Source organism: Zavarzinia marina, assembly GCF_021568905.1.
In the GTDB taxonomy this organism is placed as follows: Bacteria; Pseudomonadota; Alphaproteobacteria; order Zavarziniales; family Zavarziniaceae; genus Zavarzinia; species Zavarzinia marina.
Genome location: NZ_JAKGSB010000001.1, coordinates 1,144,485 through 1,161,257, shown reverse-complemented (window position 1 = coordinate 1,161,257; position 16,773 = coordinate 1,144,485). Strand labels below are relative to the sequence as shown.

The window sequence follows — 16,773 nt, the reverse complement described above, 5'->3', positions numbered from 1 at the left end:
ATGTGGACGAACGAAATGGTTGTGGATCGCCTCCGGGAAGCCGCCGACACGTTGCGCCGCCTGCCGGACGGGGAGGCGCGATTCCGCCTCGGCCTGCGCTCCGCCTGGCCGGACGTGGTGCGCGATGCCGCCACCGCCTATGCCGCCGCCGGCCCTTCCGTTCGCCTCGGCCCGCCCAGCCCCGGCGCCATCGACCGGCTGGAGACGACGATCGGCTGGCTCGGCCTTCTCAGCGAGCCGCAGCGCCGGATCGCCTGGGCGCTCGCCAGCGGGGTTTCCGTCGCCCGCCTGGCGCGCCTGATCGGCTGCCACCGCAATACGGTGGCGAATCGCCATGCGGCGGCGCTGCGGATCATCGCCGGCCATCTCAATCGCGGGGCCACGGGCGGCGCCGAAGCGCCCGCGCCGCCACCGATGTGAGGCTTGCATGCAACACATGGGGGGCGGGCGCGAGCCGCGGGGAACAACGGCGCCCGGCCCGCATTCGACTTCCGGGTGACGTGGAAACACGGCGGTGAACGGGCGGCGACGGATGGGCTTCGAGATGAGCAGGCAAGAGACGATGCGGCGGATATTGGTGGTCGAGGACGAGGCGTTCATCGCCTTCTACCTCGATGCCGTGCTGACCGACGCCGGCTTCGAGGTGATCGGGCCGGTTGACGACGCGCTGTCGGCCATGCGGCTCGCCGAGGCCGAACGCCCGGATCTGGCGCTCATGGACATCCGCCTCAAGGGCGATCTGGACGGTGTCACCGCGACCCGCCATCTGGTCGAATCGCTGGGCGTGCCGGTCGTGGTGGTCAGCGCCAATGCCGGCCAGGCCATGGCGGAGCTGCGGCCGCTGACCCGTCACGTGCTCGGCAAGCCCGTCGCCTCCGAGGAATTGGTGGCGACGGTACGCGACGCCCTCGCGGCGTGATAACCCCCGACGATCCGTCGATAGTAGACTGCCGGTCGGCCGCATTTCGCGGTAAGACGGTGGCATGAAGTTCAGCACCGTGCCGGCCGAGCGCGCCGGCGACCTGCAACCGACCGAAGCCCCCGCCGGCGACGCCAGCCCGCGCGAGGCTCACGCGCCCGCCAGCCTCATGGCCGGCGTCATCCTCGTCTGCGCGCTCGTCATGATCGCCACCCTGATGACGGCCACCAACCGGCATTGGCTCGGCCTTTCCTTCGGGATCGGCGAGGGCGGCACGGTGATGGTGCGGGCCATCGCCGACGGCGGGCCGGACGCTGTTCCGGCCGGGGCCGAGGTGACGCGCCTCTTCGTGCCGGAAGCCGGTCTCTTCGTGGTGCCGGTCGAGACGGACCTGATCCAGGAACCGGACTTCTTCGAATCCTACGACGATTTCGACACCTTCATGGCCCGTCAGGACCGGTTGGCGCGGATTCTGGCGGCGGACCGGGTGGGAATCGAACTCGGCGACGGTTCGACCGTCGTGGTGACGCCGGCGCGCAGCCGGCCCTTGTCCTCGCTGCCCGCCGATTTCTGGATCCAGTTCGTGACCGGCGTCGCCGCCCTGCTGATCTCCGGCTGGATCTTCGCCGTTCGCCCGCGCGACGCGGCGCCGCGCATCTTCTTCGCCAGCGGTTTCGCCATGGTGCTCTCCGCCCATGCCGCGGCCATCTACAGCACGCGGGAGCTGGCGCTGCCCGCGGGCCTGTTCCAGACCCTGTCGCTGTTCAATTTCCTCGGCGCCCTCGGCTTCGGCGGGGCGGCGATCGCGCTTTTTCTTCGCTTTCCAAGACGCCTCGTTTCGGCGCCGGCGCTCGCCTGGGTGCCGCTGCTGATCATTCTCGCCGTGGCGTCGGAACGGCTGCGCCTGATCGACAATCAGAACACCGCGCGCTATCTGCCGATGGCGATCGAGATGGGCCTGATCCTGTGCTGCGTGGCGATCCAATGGTGGGCCACGCGACGCGCCGCCGCCGATCGGGCGGCGCTGCGCTGGCTCGGCCTCACCATCACCATCGGCGCCGGCGCCTTCATCCTGATCATCGCCGCGCCGCTGCTGGCGGGGGTGGAGCCGCCGATGTCCCAGGGCTACGCCTTCGGCTTCTTCCTGCTGATCTATGTCGGGCTGGCGCTCGGGCTTCGGCGCTATCGCCTGTTCGCGACCGGCGAATGGTCGTTCAGGGTGCTCTATTTCGCAGGCGCCTCCGTCGCCCTGCTGCTGCTCGACGCCGCCTTCCTCTATGTCGTCGATCTCGAGCCGAAGCCCGCGATGGGGCTCGCGCTGATCGCCGTCTGCTTCGCCTACCTACCGTTTCGCGACGCGATCTGGCGGCGCACGGCGGGCCGCCCGCGCATGGCGGAATCCGATCTCTTCCGGGCCGTGGTCGGCGTCGCCTTCGATCCCTCGGCCGCCGAGCGCGCGGCGCGCTGGCAAAGCCTGCTGCGGGAATTGTTCGATCCCCTCGAGATCGCGCCGGCCGGCGTGCCGGTGACCCGCGCCCGCCTGGTGGAGGAGGGGGGGGCCCTGCGCCTGCCGGCGACGGCGGACGCGCCCGCCTATGTGCTGCGCTATCCCCACGCCGGCCGCGCCCTGTTCTCGCCGAGCGACCTCGGTCTCGCGCGGCAATTGTCGCAGTTCATGAGCCATGCCGACGCGAGCCGCGACGCCCATGAACGCGGCGCGCTCGAGGAACGGCGCCGGATATCCCGCGATCTCCACGACGATGTCGGGGCGCGCCTGCTCTCGGCCCTGCAGCAGCCGGATGCCGACGGCATGCGCAAGCTGTTGCGCGACGCGATTTCGGACGTCCGGTCCATCGCCCGGGCCCTGGCCGGCGATCGCCAGCCGCTGGCGACCGTGGTCGCCGATCTGCGGCACGAGACGGCGGAGCGGCTGGCGGCGGCGGGTCTCGCCCTCGACTGGCCGCTGGCGATCGACGGCCGCCTGGACGCCGAGACCGTCGACCACCGGGTTCACCGGCACTTCGTCTCGGCCCTCCGGGAAGCGGTGAGCAACGTCATCCGGCACGCCGGCGCGTGCCGCGTGTCGATTGGCGTCTCCGTCGTCGACGGCCGGCTCGAGGTTTCCGTCGCGGACGACGGCGTCGGCGTCAGCGGGCCCATCGGCGGCGGCAACGGCCTTCGCAACATCGAGGAGCGGGTCGGGCAGGTCGGCGGCCGGGTGCATTATCCGCCGGTCGAGCGAGGCTTCGTCGTCGCCTTCGAGATGCCCCTGCGGCCGGTGGCGCGATCGTGAGCGGGTCCGCCGAACAGCGGCTGGCCTTCGTGGTGGAGGACCTGCCCGGGACCCGTGCCGCCCTCGTCGCGGCGCTGCGGGAAACGTTTCCCGGGATCGAGGTTCATGCCTTCGCGGATGTCGCGGGCGCCCGGGCCTGGATCATGGCCGAACTGCCGCCGGAGCGGGCGGCGATCGCCCTGGTCGACCTTGCCCTGCCCGACGGCAGCGGCATCGACATCATCCGCCTTCTCGCCGCCGAACGGCCGCGGGCGATCGCCATCGTCGCCACGATCTTCGAGGACGACGGCCATCTGTTCGAGGCCCTGGGCGCCGGCGCCCAGGGCTATCTGCTGAAGGACCGCGACCTCGACCAGATCGGCCGCTTTCTTCGCCGCATCGATGACGGGGAACCGCCGCTGTCGCCTTCCATCGCCCGGCGCATGCTCGGCCATTTCAGGGGGCAGGGCGCCGATGCGCCGCAGCCGGACGGGATCACCCTGACCCCGCGCGAGATCGACGTGCTGCAGCTGATCGGCCGGGGCCTGCGCGTCGCCGAGGCGGCGGAAGTGCTGGGTCTCACGGTCCATACGGTGGCCGGCTACGTGAAGACGCTCTATCGCAAGCTACATGTCTCGTCGCGTGCCGAGGCGGCGCTGGAAGCCGCGAAGCGCGGCCTGGTCTGAGACCTTCCCGGGTCATCCCCCTGTTCCGGGGATAGGACGCCCGGGGCCTCGGGATTATGGTACCGGCCGACGGCAGGCGCCGTCTTCGACGTGCCCTTTCGCCTGGCGAGGGCATCGCCGCGACGATACTCTTCCGGTGCCGGGGGGCCCGGAAAAGCGCGGTCCGGTGCCCGAGACGGTGAAATCCCGTTCCGATGCAATGCCCCGTGTCGGACGGGACTGGCCGCAGGGGGCGGCCAGGGCCGTCGGGGCGGGGCTATCCCCTAAAGCGGATTTTCCCCTAAAGCGGATTTTTCCCGAAAGCGGATTTTTCCCGAAAGCCGGAATTGTCTCAGACGGCGGCGCGCACGACCTCGATGATGCGGTCCTGGACCTCGGGCGCCAGATAGGGATGCATGGGCAGGCTCAGGACACCGGCCGACAGGCGCTCGGACACCGGCACGCCGCCCGGCCCGGTCGGGAAATGCTTGTAACCCTGCTGATGGCTCAGCGGAATCGGATAATAGATCGCGGTCGGGATGTTGGCGGCGCGGCAGGCGGCGGCCACGCGCTCGCGGTTCTCGAGGATCAGGGTATATTGAGCCCAGACGCTGGTGGCGCCGGAACGCACGCGCGGCACGGTCGCGACGTCGGCGAGGCCCGCATTGTAACGCTGGGCGACATGGTCGCGCGCCTCGATCTCGTCCGGGAAGATCTTCAGTTTCTCGATCAGCACGGCGGCCTGGATGGTGTCGAGGCGACCGTTGATGCCGATGCGGACGTTCTCGTATTTGTCCGTGCCCTGGCCGTGGACGCGCAGCGAGCGCAGAACCTCTATCAGATCGTCGTCGTCGGTGAAGACGGCGCCGCCGTCGCCATAGCAGCCGAGCGGCTTCGCCGGGAAGAAGCTGGTCGAGGTGGCGATGCCATAGGTGCCGACGGCGCGGTTGTTCAGCTTGGCGCCGAAGCTCTGCGCCGCGTCGGACATCACCCACAGCCCTTCCGCCTCGGCGACCGGCATGATCGCGGGATAATCGGCGGGCTGGCCGAACAGGTCGACGGGGATCACGCCCACGGGGCGCAGGTCGTTGTCGCGGGCCCAGCGGATGGAGGCGGCCAGATGGGCCGGGTCCATGTTGAAATCGTCCTCGCGCACGTCGACGAAGACTGGCGTCGCCCCGACCCAGGCCACCACCTCGGCCGTCGCGACGAAGGTGAAGGCGGGCACGAAGACCGCGTCGCCCGGCCCGACCCCCTTGGCCATCAGGACGAGGCCCAGCGCATCGGTGCCGTTGGCGCAGGAGAGCACGTGCTTGGCGCCGCAGAAGTCCGCCAGATCCTGTTCCAGCGCCGCGACCTCGGGCCCCATGATGTAGGCGCCGTGATTGACGACCTTGAGGATGGCCTCGTCGACCGCGGCGCCGAGGCGCGCCCGCTGGGTCTTCAGGTCGATGAAGGGAATCGGCGCCGTGCTCATGTTCACATCCTTCGAGTCTCGAAGCGGATAGAATGCCCGAAGTGGTTTGGCCGATGTCGGCGCCGCCCGCAAGCACCAGCCTTGCATGGCAGACCGATGACGTTGTGCTGGCACATACCGGCCGCCCCGGCGGCGAATGACGGAAGAGGGCCCCCGTGATCCGATTGATGACCTTGATTCCACTGCTGATCTCGGGCGTCGCCCTGTTCCTCGGCTGGATGTTCCTGCACGGCCTGCGGGCGGGGCCGGCGACGGCCCCGGCGTCGGCCCTGCTGGGACCGGCGGTGCGTGCCGACGTCGTCGCCGTCGATGTGACCCGGACCCGGCAGAAGGCGAATTACTTCACCACCGATCTCGGCATCACCGTCCGCTATGCCGTCGGCGGCGAGACGGTGGAGACGGCGGTGCGCGGCTTCGACTGGGTGCGGGATCTCGCCGGCGCGGCCGATACCGTCGCCGCCCAGGTCGAGAGCGGCCGGATGACCGTCCGCCTGGCACCGGACGATCCCCATATCGCCTATCGCGCGGATCCGGATCTCTTCTTCATGGGCGGCGGCATGGCGATCGGCATCGTCGGTCTCTGCCTGCTGCCGGTCGGCCTGGTCGCGGTGGTGGCCGGCTTCGCGCCCAGGCGGGAGGGACGCAAGGGATCGCCGCTGCTGCGTGGCGTCGTTCACGGATACATGCTGGTGCTCGCCGTCGTATTGGCGGCGGGCGGCATCCGGGTCGTGACGGCCTGGGCCGGCGTGGGCCCGACGCCCCTGATCGACCGGCTCGTCGGCGCGACCGGCGATGCGGTGGTGACGGCGGCCGGCTGGGACCGTCTGGCGGTGACCGGCGATGGCGACGGCATCGCCCTGCTGATCCCGGCGGTCGAGGTGCGCATGGCGGATGGCGGCGCGGCCCTGCCCCTGCGCGGCCTTGCCGGCGCCGTCCTGAAGCCGGGGCAGGCGGCACCGCCGCCGCCCCTCGAAATCGGCGCGACCGTCGCCGCGACGCCGGACGGGGCGGGCGCGGCGCGGCTCGCGGCCTGGCCGGGGCGGGCCCTGCTGGGCGTCCTCTTCGGCCTGGTGCCGCTGGTGGTCGCGTTCGGGGTGTTGCGCCTGCTCTACCGGATGCGCCGCAATCTCGCCGATCGCGTGCCGCCGGGCGCCGTGATCAGCCGGCGGATCGGCGACTGAACCAGGCCTGGAGGGCGATGGCGGCGGCGACCGTGGCGTTCAGGGATTCGACCACGCCGGTGGTCGGAATGGCGAGGCGGGTCGCCGCCAGATCCGCCGGCAGGCCCTGACCCTCCTCCCCGAGGACGAGGCGAAGATCGGCCGGCCAGTCGAAGCGCGTCAGATCCGCCCCGCCGCCGTCGAGGGCGAAGAGCGGCCCGGCGGCACCGGCGACTGCCGCCCAGCCGCTCACCCGCGCGAAATCGAGGGTCAGGGCGGCATTTGCCCCGGCACGAAGACTCTTCGGATGGAACGGGTGCGCGGCGTCCGGCAGCAGCAGGATGCGGCGCGCGCCGAAGGCGGCGGCGGAACGCAGCAGGGCACCGAGATTGCTGGGATCGCCCAGGGCGCAGACCAGTTCCAGCCCCTGGGGCGGCAGGCGCAGGTCGGCCGGGGGCATGTCCGGCACCCGCCCGACCAGGATCGGCAGGCGCGTGCCCGCCACGTCCAGGCGCTCGAACAGGGGCGGCGCCAGGAGATGCCGGGTCACGCTGTCCGGCAGCAGGGGCTCGAGGGCGGCAAGCGTCTCCTCGTCGGGCGCGAGCACCGCGCTGAAACGGCCGGGCATGGCCGCCAGGGCCTCCGGTACCGTCTTGCGCCCGGCCAGCAGGAAGGCACCGTGCTTTCGGATGCCCTTGCCCTCCAGCAATTGCTCCCAGGTCCGGAAGCGTTCGTTCCGGGCGCTGTCGATGGCGATCGCGCGCGCCATGTCAGATGGTCATCTGGGTGCCCAGCTCGATCACGCGGTCGGACGGGATCTGGAAGAATTCTGTGGCGTCCGAGGCATTGCGCGCCAGCGACATGTAGAGCCGGTTCTGGAACGGCCGCAGCCCGCTCTTCATGCTGGGGCGGAGCGAGCGCCGGCCGAGGAAGAAGGAGGTCGACATGATGTCGTACTTGAGGCCGAGCTTGCGCGCCGCCGCCAGGGCCTTCGGCAGGTTCGGGCTCTCCATATAGCCGTAGGAGACGCGCATCAGCATCATGTGCGGGCTGAGGGACTGGACCGAGACCCGGGACTCCGGATCGACATAGGGTTCCTGCGCCACCTCGATGGTGACGATCACGTTCTGCTCGTGCAGCACCTTGTTGTGCTTCAGATTGTGCATCAGCGCGACCGGGGCGACGTTCGGCGTCGAGGTCAGGAACATCGCCGTTCCGGGCACCAGATGCGGCAGCTTCTTCTCCAGCATGGCGACGACGTCCAGCAGGGGCAGGCTGTCGCGGCGCGATTTCTCGGCCAGGATGCGGGTGCCCGTCACCCAGGTGCGCATGACCACGATCAGGCTGAGCGCCATCACCAGCGGCACCCAGCCGCCTTCCAGCACTTTCAGCAGATTGGCGGTCATGAAGGCGAGTTCGACCGCGACGAAGGGGGTCATGATCAGGATCGCCGCGACCAGCGGGATCCGCCAGCGCCAGCGCATGACGATGAACAGCAGCATGGAGGTGACGACCATGCAGCCGGTGATGGCGATGCCATAGGCCGCCGCCAGGCGCCCGCTCTCCTGGAACGCCAGCACCAGGATGATGACGGCGATCATCATCAGCCGGTTGATGCGCGGCAGATAGATCTGGCCCGCATGCTCGCCCGAGGTATGGCGAATCTCCATGCGCGGCATGATGCCGAGCTGGATCGCCTGCCGGGTCAGGGAGAACGCACCGGTGATCACCGCCTGGGAGGCGATGGTGGTCGCCGCCGTCGCCAGCAGCACCATCGGCACCAGCGCCCAGTCCGGCGCCAGCAGGAAGAAGGGATTCTCCGCCGCCTCGGGGTTCGACAGGACGAGGGCGCCCTGGCCCAGGTAGTTCAGGGTGAGCGACGGGAAGACCAGCCCCATCCATGCGACCTGGATCGGCTTGCGGCCGAAATGGCCGAGGTCGGCATAGAGGGATTCGGCGCCCGTCGCGGCCAGCAGCACGGAGCCCAGCGCGATGAAGCCGACCACCTGATGCTCGATCAGGAATTCGACCGCATAGACCGGATTGAAGGCGAGCAGCACGGTCGGCTCGTCCGCGATGTGGCTGGCGCCGGTGACGGCCAGGGCGACGAACCAGACCGCCGTGATCGGCCCGAAGAATTTCGCCACCTTGGCGGTGCCCCGGCTCTGCACCAGGAACAGGCCCAGGATGATGCCCATGGTGATGGGCACGACGTAAGGATCGAAGATCGGCGTCACCAGCTTCAGGCCCTCGACCGAGGACAGCACGGAGATCGCCGGGGTGATGACCGCGTCGCCGTAGAACAGCGCGGCGCCGAGGATGCCGAGGCCGAGCACGATGGAGCTGCGCTTGGCCATGGCGCGACGCGCGAGCGCCATCAGCGACAGGGCGCCGCCTTCGCCGTTGTTGTCGGCGCGGAGCACGATGGCGACATATTTGATGCTGACGATCAGGATCAGCGACCACAGGATCAGCGACAGCACGCCGAGCACCATGGGCTCGGTGATCGCCTCCCGGCTGGCTGTATGCGCGAGGGCTTCGCGGAACGCGTAGAGCGGGCTGGTGCCGATGTCGCCATAGACGACGCCCACGCTGCCCAGCGTCAAAGCCCAGAACTGGCGCTTGCCGTTGGCGGCGGTCTCGGGCTCTTGTCCCTGCTCACCGTTCGGCTTGGCCATGGCGGCGTTGCTCATCGCATACTCCGGTTCAGTGGGATGATAGTGGGGCGACCGACGCCTTGCGCATAGTGCGTTCTGCACCGCAATGCAAACTATCGCCCCGCAGTGGTCGAGATCGCGTCAGCCTTCCAGCTCTTCGCGCAGCAGTTCGAGGTTCAGCCAGTCTTCCTCGGCGCGCGCGCGCTCAGCCTCGGCCGCGGCAAGACGGTCGGCCGTCTTCTGGAAGGCGCCGGGGTCGCGGGCGAAGAGGTCGGCATCGGCGAGCCTGGCCTGGAGATCGGCGATTTCCGCCTCCAGCGCCTCGATCCGGGCGGGCAGGGTCTCCAGCGCATGTTTCTCCTTGAAGGAGAGCTTGCGCTTCTGGGCCGCGCGCGGCGCCGCCTCCGCCGTGTTCGGGCCGGCCTTCGGTGCCGTGGGCGTATCGTCTTCCCGGGCTTCGACGCCGTGGCCGCGCTGGGCCACCATGTCGCTGTAGCCGCCGGCATATTCGGTCCATCGCCCCGGGCCCTCATAGGCCAGCACCGAGGTGGCGACCCGGTCGAGGAAGTCGCGGTCGTGGCTGACGACGAGGACGGTGCCGCCGTAATCGGCCAGGATTTCCTCGAGCAGATCCAGGGTCTCGAGGTCGAGGTCGTTGGTCGGCTCGTCGAGCACGAGGAGGTTCGACTGCTTGGCCAGGGCACGCGCCAGCATCACCCGGCCGCGCTCGCCGCCCGACAGCACGCCCAGCGGCGTCCGCGCCTGTTCCGGCCCGAACAGGAAGTCCTTCATATAGCCGATCACATGCTTGTAGCTGCCGGCCACCTCCACCCGGTCGCTGCCGCCGCCGGTCAGGGCATCCTGCAGGGTCGTGGTGGGCGCCAGGGATTCGCGCTTCTGGTCGAGGGTGACCATTTCGAGATTGGTGCCGAGGCGGATGTCACCCGAATCCGGGGCCAGCGCCCCGGTCAGCAGGTTGATCAGTGTGGTCTTGCCGGCGCCATTCGGGCCGACGATGCCGAGACGGTCGCCCCGGCGCAGGCGCAGGTCCAGGTGGGAGATGATGGCGCGGCCGTCGAAACCCTTGGAGACGTCGCGCGCCTCGATCACCAGCTTGCCCGAGACATCGCCTTCGCCCGCCGTCATCTTCACCGTGCCGACGGCCTTGCGCTCCTCGCGCCGGTCCTTGCGCATGGCGTGGAGCTGACCCAGGCGGCGCATGTTGCGCTTGCGCCGGCCCGAGACGCCGTGGCGCACCCAGTCTTCCTCGGCGACGATCTTGCGGTCGAGCTTGTGGCGTTCCTTCTCTTCCTGTTCGAGGACGTCGTCGCGCCAGTCCTCGAAGGCGCCGAAGCCGCGCTCGGTGCGCCGCGCCACACCTCGGTCGAGCCAGACCGTGGCGCGGGAGAGGGCGGTCAGGAAGGTCCGGTCGTGGCTGATCAGGACGAGGGCTGAGCGGCTGCGCTTCAATTCCGCCTCCAGCCATTCGATGGCCGGCAGGTCCATGTGGTTGGTCGGCTCGTCGAGCAGCAGGACGTCGGGTTCTGGGGCGAGGGTGCGGGCCAGGGCGGCGCGGCGGATCTCGCCGCCGGACAGCGCCTTCGGATCCTCGTCGCCCGTCATGCCGAGGGATTGCAGGAGGCTGAGGGCGCGGTGATGGTCGTCGCCTGGCGCCAGCCCGGCCTCGACATAGGCGAGGACGCTCGGAAAGGCGGACAGGTCCGGTTCCTGCGGCAGGTAGCGGACGGTGGTGCCGGACTGCAGGATGCGCTTGCCCCGGTCCGGTTCGACCAGGCCGGCGGCGATCTTCATCAGGGTCGACTTGCCGGAGCCGTTCCGCCCGACCAGGCAGATCCGGTCCTCCGGGCCGACGATCAGGTCGGCGCCGTCGATGACGGGATGTCCGCCATAACCGACGTGAATGTCGCGAAGAGTGAGAAGAGGTGCCGCCATCGGGTCCGCATGTGCTTGACGGCCAAGGGGCATAGCGGGCGTGGGGCGGTTAATCAACCGATACGGCGCCGCCGGCCATGTCGATTTTACGACAGCACTATTGACCTAATTATCGAAAAGTCGCATTCTTGCAGCCAGCCCCCGAAAGGTTGGAATGAAATGACTTTGGAAGAAAAAAACTGGCAAGATCGTTTCGCGACCCGCGCCAGTCGCATGAATGCATCCGAAATTCGCGAACTCCTGAAACTGCTGGACCAGCCGGACATCATTTCCTATGCCGGCGGCATTCCGGATCCGGCCCAGTTTCCGACCGAAGCCTTCGGCCGCGCCTATGCCGAAATCATGGCGGATCCGGTCAAGTCGGCTCAGGCCCTGCAATATTCGGTGTCGGAAGGCTATTCGCCGCTGCGGTGCTGGATCGCCGGCCAGATGGCCGCGCTGGGCGTCGCCTGCGACGAGAGCAACATCCTGATCACCGCCGGTTCCCAGCAGGCCCTGGACTTCATCGGCAAGCTGTTCCTTTCGCCGGGGGATACCGCCCTGGTGACGGCCCCGACCTATCTGGGCGCGCTTCAGGCCTTCAGCGCCTATGAGCCGAGCTACGACACGCTCGCCCTCGACGGCAACCGCACGCCCGACAGCTATCGCGAAGCGGCGGCGGCGAAGGGCGGGCGGGTCGGTCTCGCCTATCTGGTGCCCGATTTTTCCAATCCGTCGGGCGAGACCGTGCCCCTCTCGGCCCGGGAAGCCGTGCTCGACCTGGCCGATGCCCTGAACGTCCCGGTGATCGAGGACGCGGCCTATCAGGCGCTGCGCTACGACGGCGAAGCCGTGCCGCCCATCCTCGCGATCGAGGCGGCGCGCCGGGGCGGGATCGAGCATTGCCGCACGCTCTATTGCGGGACCTTTTCGAAGACACTGGCGCCGGCGCTGCGGATCGGCTGGGTCTGCGGCGCCTCGGCGGCGATCGCCAAGCTCGTCCTCGCCAAGCAGGCGGCCGATCTCCATTGCGCGACCATCAACCAGATGGTCATGCATCGCGTGGCCGAGGAATGCTACGCCGCCCAGGTCGCCTCGAACCGCGCCGTCTATCGCGTGCGCCGCGACGCCATGCTGGCGGCGCTCGAACGCCATATGCCGCCGGGCGTCTCCTGGACCCGGCCGGAGGGCGGGATGTTCGTCTGGGTCGGCCTGCCCGCGGGCCTGAACGGTGCCGAGGTCCTGGCCCGTGCCGTCGCGGAATGCCGGGTCGCCTTCGTGCCGGGCGGCGCCTTCTACGGCGAGGGACGGCGGGATGATCGGCTGCGCCTGTCGTTCTCCCTTTCGAGCCCTCGACAGATCGACGAAGGCATCGCGCGCCTCGGTTCACTGATCGCGCGCATGGCCGGTGGCGGCTGATCGGCGGGCCGGGGTGGGGGGAGAACGCTCCCGCCCCGGATATTGTGTCCGGATTGGGGTAACTTCGATTTGAAGGAATGTGTCAATTTGCGTGCGTTGCAGCACGAATTGGCGGAAACAGGCGGATACTAACATCGGAGGGCGAGTTTCGTTCCGCGGGAACCGGGTCGATGCGGTCATATCGACGTGTAATATTATCCAATATGAACGCAAGAGATTTAAAAACGGGGTAAAACTCCCGCTCAATTCGTAAAGATTTCGAGCAAAGTCTCTAACAGATGTCGTTTTCGGCCGTGGTGGTCGAGTCGGAGGGGGATCCACCCGCCGCCACGCCGCGCCGGAACGGTCGTCGTGGGCGTGTTGCGGGTCGGCTCCGTACGTGATCCGTCGCTGCGCCGCGAATGCCTGCATCTTGCGTGCCTGCATCGTGCGCGTCTGCAAGGAGTTCAGGCGGCGCCCACCTTGACCGGCGACTGGGGGACTTTAGAGCATAAGGGGCAATCGACATCATGAAGATGAATGCATTTCTTTCATCCGCCGCCTTGGCATCCGTGATCGCGGCGACGTCCTTCGTCTCCGCGCAGGAGGCCATGCCGGTTTCGGACGATCAGTTCGGCTACGGCAAGGCCGTCGCCGAGACGAATTTCCAGCTCAGCATCTTCGGCGGCGGTGACGAGAACGGCGGCCTCTACGGCGGCGCGCCCAGCCTCACCATTCCGCTCGGCGACAGCGTCGGCCTGCAGATCGACGGCATCGCCGGTTTCGTCGCCGACGAAGTGGGCTTCGCGGGCGGCGCGGCCCAGCTCTTCGCCCGCGATCCCGAATCCTATCTCATCGGCGTCGTCGGTGCCGGCTATTACCTCGAAGGTTACAGCCAGTACGCGGTGTCGGGCATTTCCGAGTTCTACATCGACAACATCACCCTCGAGGCCACGGTGGGTTACACCATGGGCGAGGTGGTGCCGGACGAATTCTACGGCCGTGGCGGCATCGCGATCTATCCGAATCCGAACCTGCGCCTGGGCGGCGGCCTGGTGTATTCGGACGAGGTCGGCCTCGGCGGCGACATCCAGCTCGAGACCCTGCTGACCGACATTCCCGGCATGGCGCTCTTCGCCACCGGCGCCTTCGACGAGGCCGGCGCCACCGGCTACGGCGGCGTCCGCTTCTACTTCGGCAGCGGTTCCTCCCTGCTGGGGGCCGACCGTACCAAGCAGTACGGCGAAGAGCCGAGCCTGATGGACATCCATCGCCGTCTGCTGCGTCCGAACTTCTTCCTCAGCGATCCGATCGGCTTCGGTCTGCGTCAGATCAGCCGCGCCGGCGGCGCCCTGAACGGTGGTGATCCGTTCGGCGACCTGGGCGACGATCCCGACGGTGAGGACGAGGTGCCCTGCACCGACCTGATCTGCACGGTTCAGGACACGCTGGAAGGCATCACCGACGACACCCTGCTCGATCCGATCACCGATCTCGTGAACACGCTGGTCGATCCGGACGATGGTGCGCTCGCGGCGCTGACCGACCAGCTCGCCATGCTGACCGACGAGGACGGTGCCCTCGGCGCCCTGACCGAAGTGGTGCAGGCGCTGGCCGGTACCGAGGATTCGGCGCTGACCCCGCTGACCGACGCCCTGAACACGATCCTGCAGGGTCTCAGCGGCGGCACCGATCCGTCGGACATCACCGATCAGATCGAACAGATCCCCGGCCTGGGCGGTCTGCTGGGCGGTCTTCTGCCCTGATCCCTGGCGGTTCTCGCGAACCACTTTACGGGCGGCCCTCGGGCCGCCCGTTTTGCTTGGGCGGCCGCCGCCGTTCGCGCCGGGCCGAACGGAAGCGCGCCGCCTGAACGGGCGGTTCTCGGTGCCGGGGCGGGGATCGTCGGATTTCGAGAAAAAAGCGGGCGCCGGGGCGGCAGAAGGGGCCCCGGCGCCCGAAAGTCAGTTCGGCGGATGGCTCCCCGAACAGCGTGCATAAGGGCTCACACGCGAGAAGGAAGCTAACCCGCAGATTATATTATGTCATTCGTCAAAATATGCACTATGGGTGCAATATCGAACTCAATCGCCGGATTTGGGCGGTTCGTCCGTCATGGATGACGCTGAAAGCGTATCCAGAAAATTGTTCAGCGTTTCAAGTGTAACACCGCCGCCCAAGAGTATGTCACGAAGTTTCGGCAACGCGAAGTTGATCGCCGAGACGCCGACCAGAGCCGCCAGGACGATCGACGCATCCGTCGCCGCGAGCACGCCCAGCTTGCTCGCTCTCTCGATGTGGCCGCGCAGGCCGCGCACGACGTCGTTCAGGAAATGGTCCGCCAGCCAGTCGAGCCGTTCGCCGCCGGCCGCGGACTCGCTGAACACGATGTGGATATGTTCGGGATGAGCCTCGGTATAGGCGGCGTAGTCCATGGCCATGCGGGCGATGGAGGACCGGGCTTCGTCCTCGTCCTCGGCCAGCGGAATTTCCGATGCCTTCGGGATGGCTTCGAAGATATGGGTGACGGCCGCCTGCCACAGTTCCATCTTGGTCGAGAAATGATAGCCGAGGTGGCCGAGTTCGATTCCCGTGCGCGAGGCGATCGAGCGCAACGAGGCGCCGCCATAGCCCTGGGCGGCAAATTCGCTGGCGGCCGATTCGATGATGGCCTGACGCAGGGCGCGGGTCCGCTCCTCGCGGCCGGTCGGCATTTTCGCGGCGCTCTTGCGCTTCGTGGTCTTGTCCAATTGGTCTGGCATATCGTCGAACAAACTTTCCGCAACGGGTACGGCTTCCCGACTGGCGAACACGGTCGACCGTTGAGCCCTTAGCTTCCTGACGCGTGGAATCGAACGCGCCGGACTGTTATCCGCCTATTGTGAACTAGGTTAACCGATCATTCACCAAGGATTCGATATAACTTGACGGGCGACAAGGACTGGCGTCTTTTCGCGACCGTCGCCTGACGACCCGGGACCTGGCAAAGCCGATCCGGGGGAAGGGCGGCCGGAGCCGCCGGCGGGGAGGCGGCAAGAGGGGAGGCGACATGCAGGACGGCGCCGATGGCATCGGCGTCTCGCGGTGGCGGGGCGCGGCGGGGTATCCGTGATCGCGATCGTTCTCATCCTGCTCGCCACCGCCGCCATGGCGGCGGTTCCCGTCGTCAGCGCCCGCTTTCTGCTGACCGGCCTGTCCGTGCCGCGCGCCATCCGGGCCTCGGGCCATGTGGCGCCGCTGGTCGCCACGCGCAGCGGCGAGATCGGGGGGCGCATCGGCGTCCTGACTCTCGACGTGGTCGGCCCGTTGCCCGACATCGCCCAGGCCCTCGGTCCCGAGGACATCGCCGAGACCGTCAACCGCCTTTTCGAGCGCGAGCGCGTCGCCCTGCTGGACCGCGTGGCGCAGAAGCAGCTCGGCGTCCTGTGGCGCGGCCTGCCGGGCGCGGCCAAGGTTCAGTTCGAGGATTATCTGGCGCGCAGCGTGCCGAAGGCCGTCGATCGCGCGGTGGTGGAAATCATCGACGCCATCGGCGACCTGCTGGATGTGCCGGCCATGCAGACCCGCTATTTCGGTGCCCGTCCGACCGATCTCGCCCGGATGATCGGCACGGTCACCGTGCCGGCGTTTCGCTCGCTCCGCATCCTGATGCCGGTGCTGGCGCTGCCCGCCGTTCTCGTCGTCGTCTGCGCGCCGGGGATCGGCGGGCTCGTGGCGGGCGCCGTCCTCGCCTTCGCCGCCTCGGCCGCCGCCTTGCGCTGGCTGTTCCTGGCGCCGCCGCCGTCCCTGGCACGCCTGCCCGAACGCTGCGTCACGCCGCTTCTGTTCGAACGGCGCCAGATCACCGATTTCTACGCCGACACCGTCGCCGACGAAGCCTTCCGCCTCGATGTCGTGATCGACGAATTGATCCACGGGCGTCCGGGCATCGCCGTCCGCGCGATCATCGAGCGCCGCGTCGGCGCGATCTTCTCGCGTCTGCCGGGCCGCCCCCTGCTGGACCTCGTGATTCCCCAGCGCGCCATGCGCGGCATGGTCGAGGCCGCGACCGACGAACTCGTCGCGCTCCTGTCCGAGGCGTCGCGCGATCCCGAACTGTCGGTGCGCTGTGCCGGGCGCCTGCGCACCTGGGTGACCGACCGTTTCGAGGCGCTGGAGCCGGGCGCCTTCCTGGAGGTCCAGCGCCGGGTCCTGCGCCGGGAACTGCCGCTGATGCATTCCCTGGTGATCGGCCTCGTGCTCGCGGTCGGCCTCGTCGCCGCGGCGGTCTGACGGGACGCGCCGTGATGGTAT

At 68.6% G+C, this 16,773-nt stretch carries 13 protein-coding genes; 8 read left to right on the top strand and 5 right to left on the bottom strand.

Features of this window, described 5'->3' with window-relative positions:
* Positions 1 to 15: 15 nt before the first annotated feature.
* The 4 genes from L2U69_RS05605 (at position 16) to L2U69_RS05590 (ending at position 3,877) form a co-directional block, all read left to right on the top strand.
* The gene (locus L2U69_RS05605; protein WP_236105594.1) at positions 16 to 420 is read left to right on the top strand and encodes a DUF6362 family protein; all 405 of its coding nucleotides are present in this window, start codon (positions 16 to 18) and stop codon (positions 418 to 420) included.
* 124 nt (positions 421 to 544) lie between these two features.
* Complete coding sequence (locus L2U69_RS05600; protein ID WP_236105592.1) at positions 545 to 919, top strand: response regulator; 375 nt, start codon at positions 545 to 547, stop codon at positions 917 to 919.
* Between the two features lie 64 nt (positions 920 to 983).
* Complete coding sequence (locus L2U69_RS05595; protein ID WP_236105590.1) at positions 984 to 3,212, top strand: sensor histidine kinase; 2,229 nt, start codon at positions 984 to 986, stop codon at positions 3,210 to 3,212.
* Positions 3,209 to 3,877, top strand: coding sequence for a response regulator (locus L2U69_RS05590; protein WP_236105588.1), 669 nt, complete (start codon positions 3,209 to 3,211; stop codon positions 3,875 to 3,877). The genes L2U69_RS05595 and L2U69_RS05590 overlap by 4 nt, the downstream gene beginning before the upstream one ends.
* Before the next feature lie 331 nt (positions 3,878 to 4,208).
* On the opposite strand, the gene L2U69_RS05585 is transcribed toward L2U69_RS05590, so the two are convergent.
* A complete protein-coding gene (locus tag L2U69_RS05585) occupies positions 4,209 to 5,333 on the bottom strand; it encodes a DegT/DnrJ/EryC1/StrS family aminotransferase (RefSeq protein WP_236105586.1) in 1,125 nt (374 codons plus the stop codon).
* Between the two features lie 167 nt (positions 5,334 to 5,500).
* Between L2U69_RS05585 and L2U69_RS05580 the strand changes: the two genes are divergently transcribed.
* Positions 5,501 to 6,514 carry a hypothetical protein gene (locus L2U69_RS05580; RefSeq protein ID WP_236105584.1) on the top strand — a complete coding sequence of 338 codons (1,014 nt, stop codon included), beginning with the start codon at positions 5,501 to 5,503 and terminating at the stop codon, positions 6,512 to 6,514.
* Here L2U69_RS05580 and L2U69_RS05575 read toward each other — a convergent pair.
* The 3 genes from L2U69_RS05575 to L2U69_RS05565 form a co-directional block, all read right to left on the bottom strand.
* A complete protein-coding gene (locus L2U69_RS05575; RefSeq protein ID WP_236105582.1) occupies positions 6,492 to 7,262 on the bottom strand; it encodes a TrmH family RNA methyltransferase in 771 nt (256 codons plus the stop codon). The two genes, L2U69_RS05580 and L2U69_RS05575, sit on opposite strands and share 23 nt — an antisense overlap.
* A 1-nt stretch (position 7,263) precedes the next feature.
* Positions 7,264 to 9,186: a potassium transporter Kup gene (locus tag L2U69_RS05570; RefSeq protein WP_236105579.1), complete on the bottom strand. Its 1,923-nt coding sequence runs from the start codon at positions 9,184 to 9,186 to the stop codon at positions 7,264 to 7,266.
* 105 nt (positions 9,187 to 9,291) lie between these two features.
* Positions 9,292 to 11,103, bottom strand: coding sequence for an ABC-F family ATP-binding cassette domain-containing protein (locus L2U69_RS05565; protein WP_236105577.1), 1,812 nt, complete (start codon positions 11,101 to 11,103; stop codon positions 9,292 to 9,294).
* A 213-nt stretch (positions 11,104 to 11,316) separates the two neighbouring features.
* Between L2U69_RS05565 and L2U69_RS05560 the strand changes: the two genes are divergently transcribed.
* Both L2U69_RS05560 and L2U69_RS05555 read left to right on the top strand, forming a co-directional pair.
* Positions 11,317 to 12,501 (top strand): aminotransferase-like domain-containing protein, encoded by a 1,185-nt coding sequence (locus L2U69_RS05560; protein ID WP_236105569.1) that lies wholly within the window; start codon positions 11,317 to 11,319, stop codon positions 12,499 to 12,501.
* 509 nt (positions 12,502 to 13,010) lie between these two features.
* Positions 13,011 to 14,246 carry a hypothetical protein gene (locus L2U69_RS05555; RefSeq protein ID WP_236105567.1) on the top strand — a complete coding sequence of 412 codons (1,236 nt, stop codon included), beginning with the start codon at positions 13,011 to 13,013 and terminating at the stop codon, positions 14,244 to 14,246.
* A 318-nt stretch (positions 14,247 to 14,564) separates the two neighbouring features.
* Here the strand turns inward: L2U69_RS05555 and L2U69_RS05550 are convergent, their stop codons facing one another.
* Positions 14,565 to 15,293 carry a TetR/AcrR family transcriptional regulator gene (locus L2U69_RS05550; RefSeq protein WP_236105565.1) on the bottom strand — a complete coding sequence of 243 codons (729 nt, stop codon included), beginning with the start codon at positions 15,291 to 15,293 and terminating at the stop codon, positions 14,565 to 14,567.
* 295 nt (positions 15,294 to 15,588) lie between these two features.
* On the opposite strand from L2U69_RS05550, the gene L2U69_RS05545 reads away from it, so the two are divergent.
* Positions 15,589 to 16,752: a hypothetical protein gene (locus L2U69_RS05545; protein WP_236105563.1), complete on the top strand. Its 1,164-nt coding sequence runs from the start codon at positions 15,589 to 15,591 to the stop codon at positions 16,750 to 16,752.
* Positions 16,753 to 16,773: the final 21 nt, after the last annotated feature.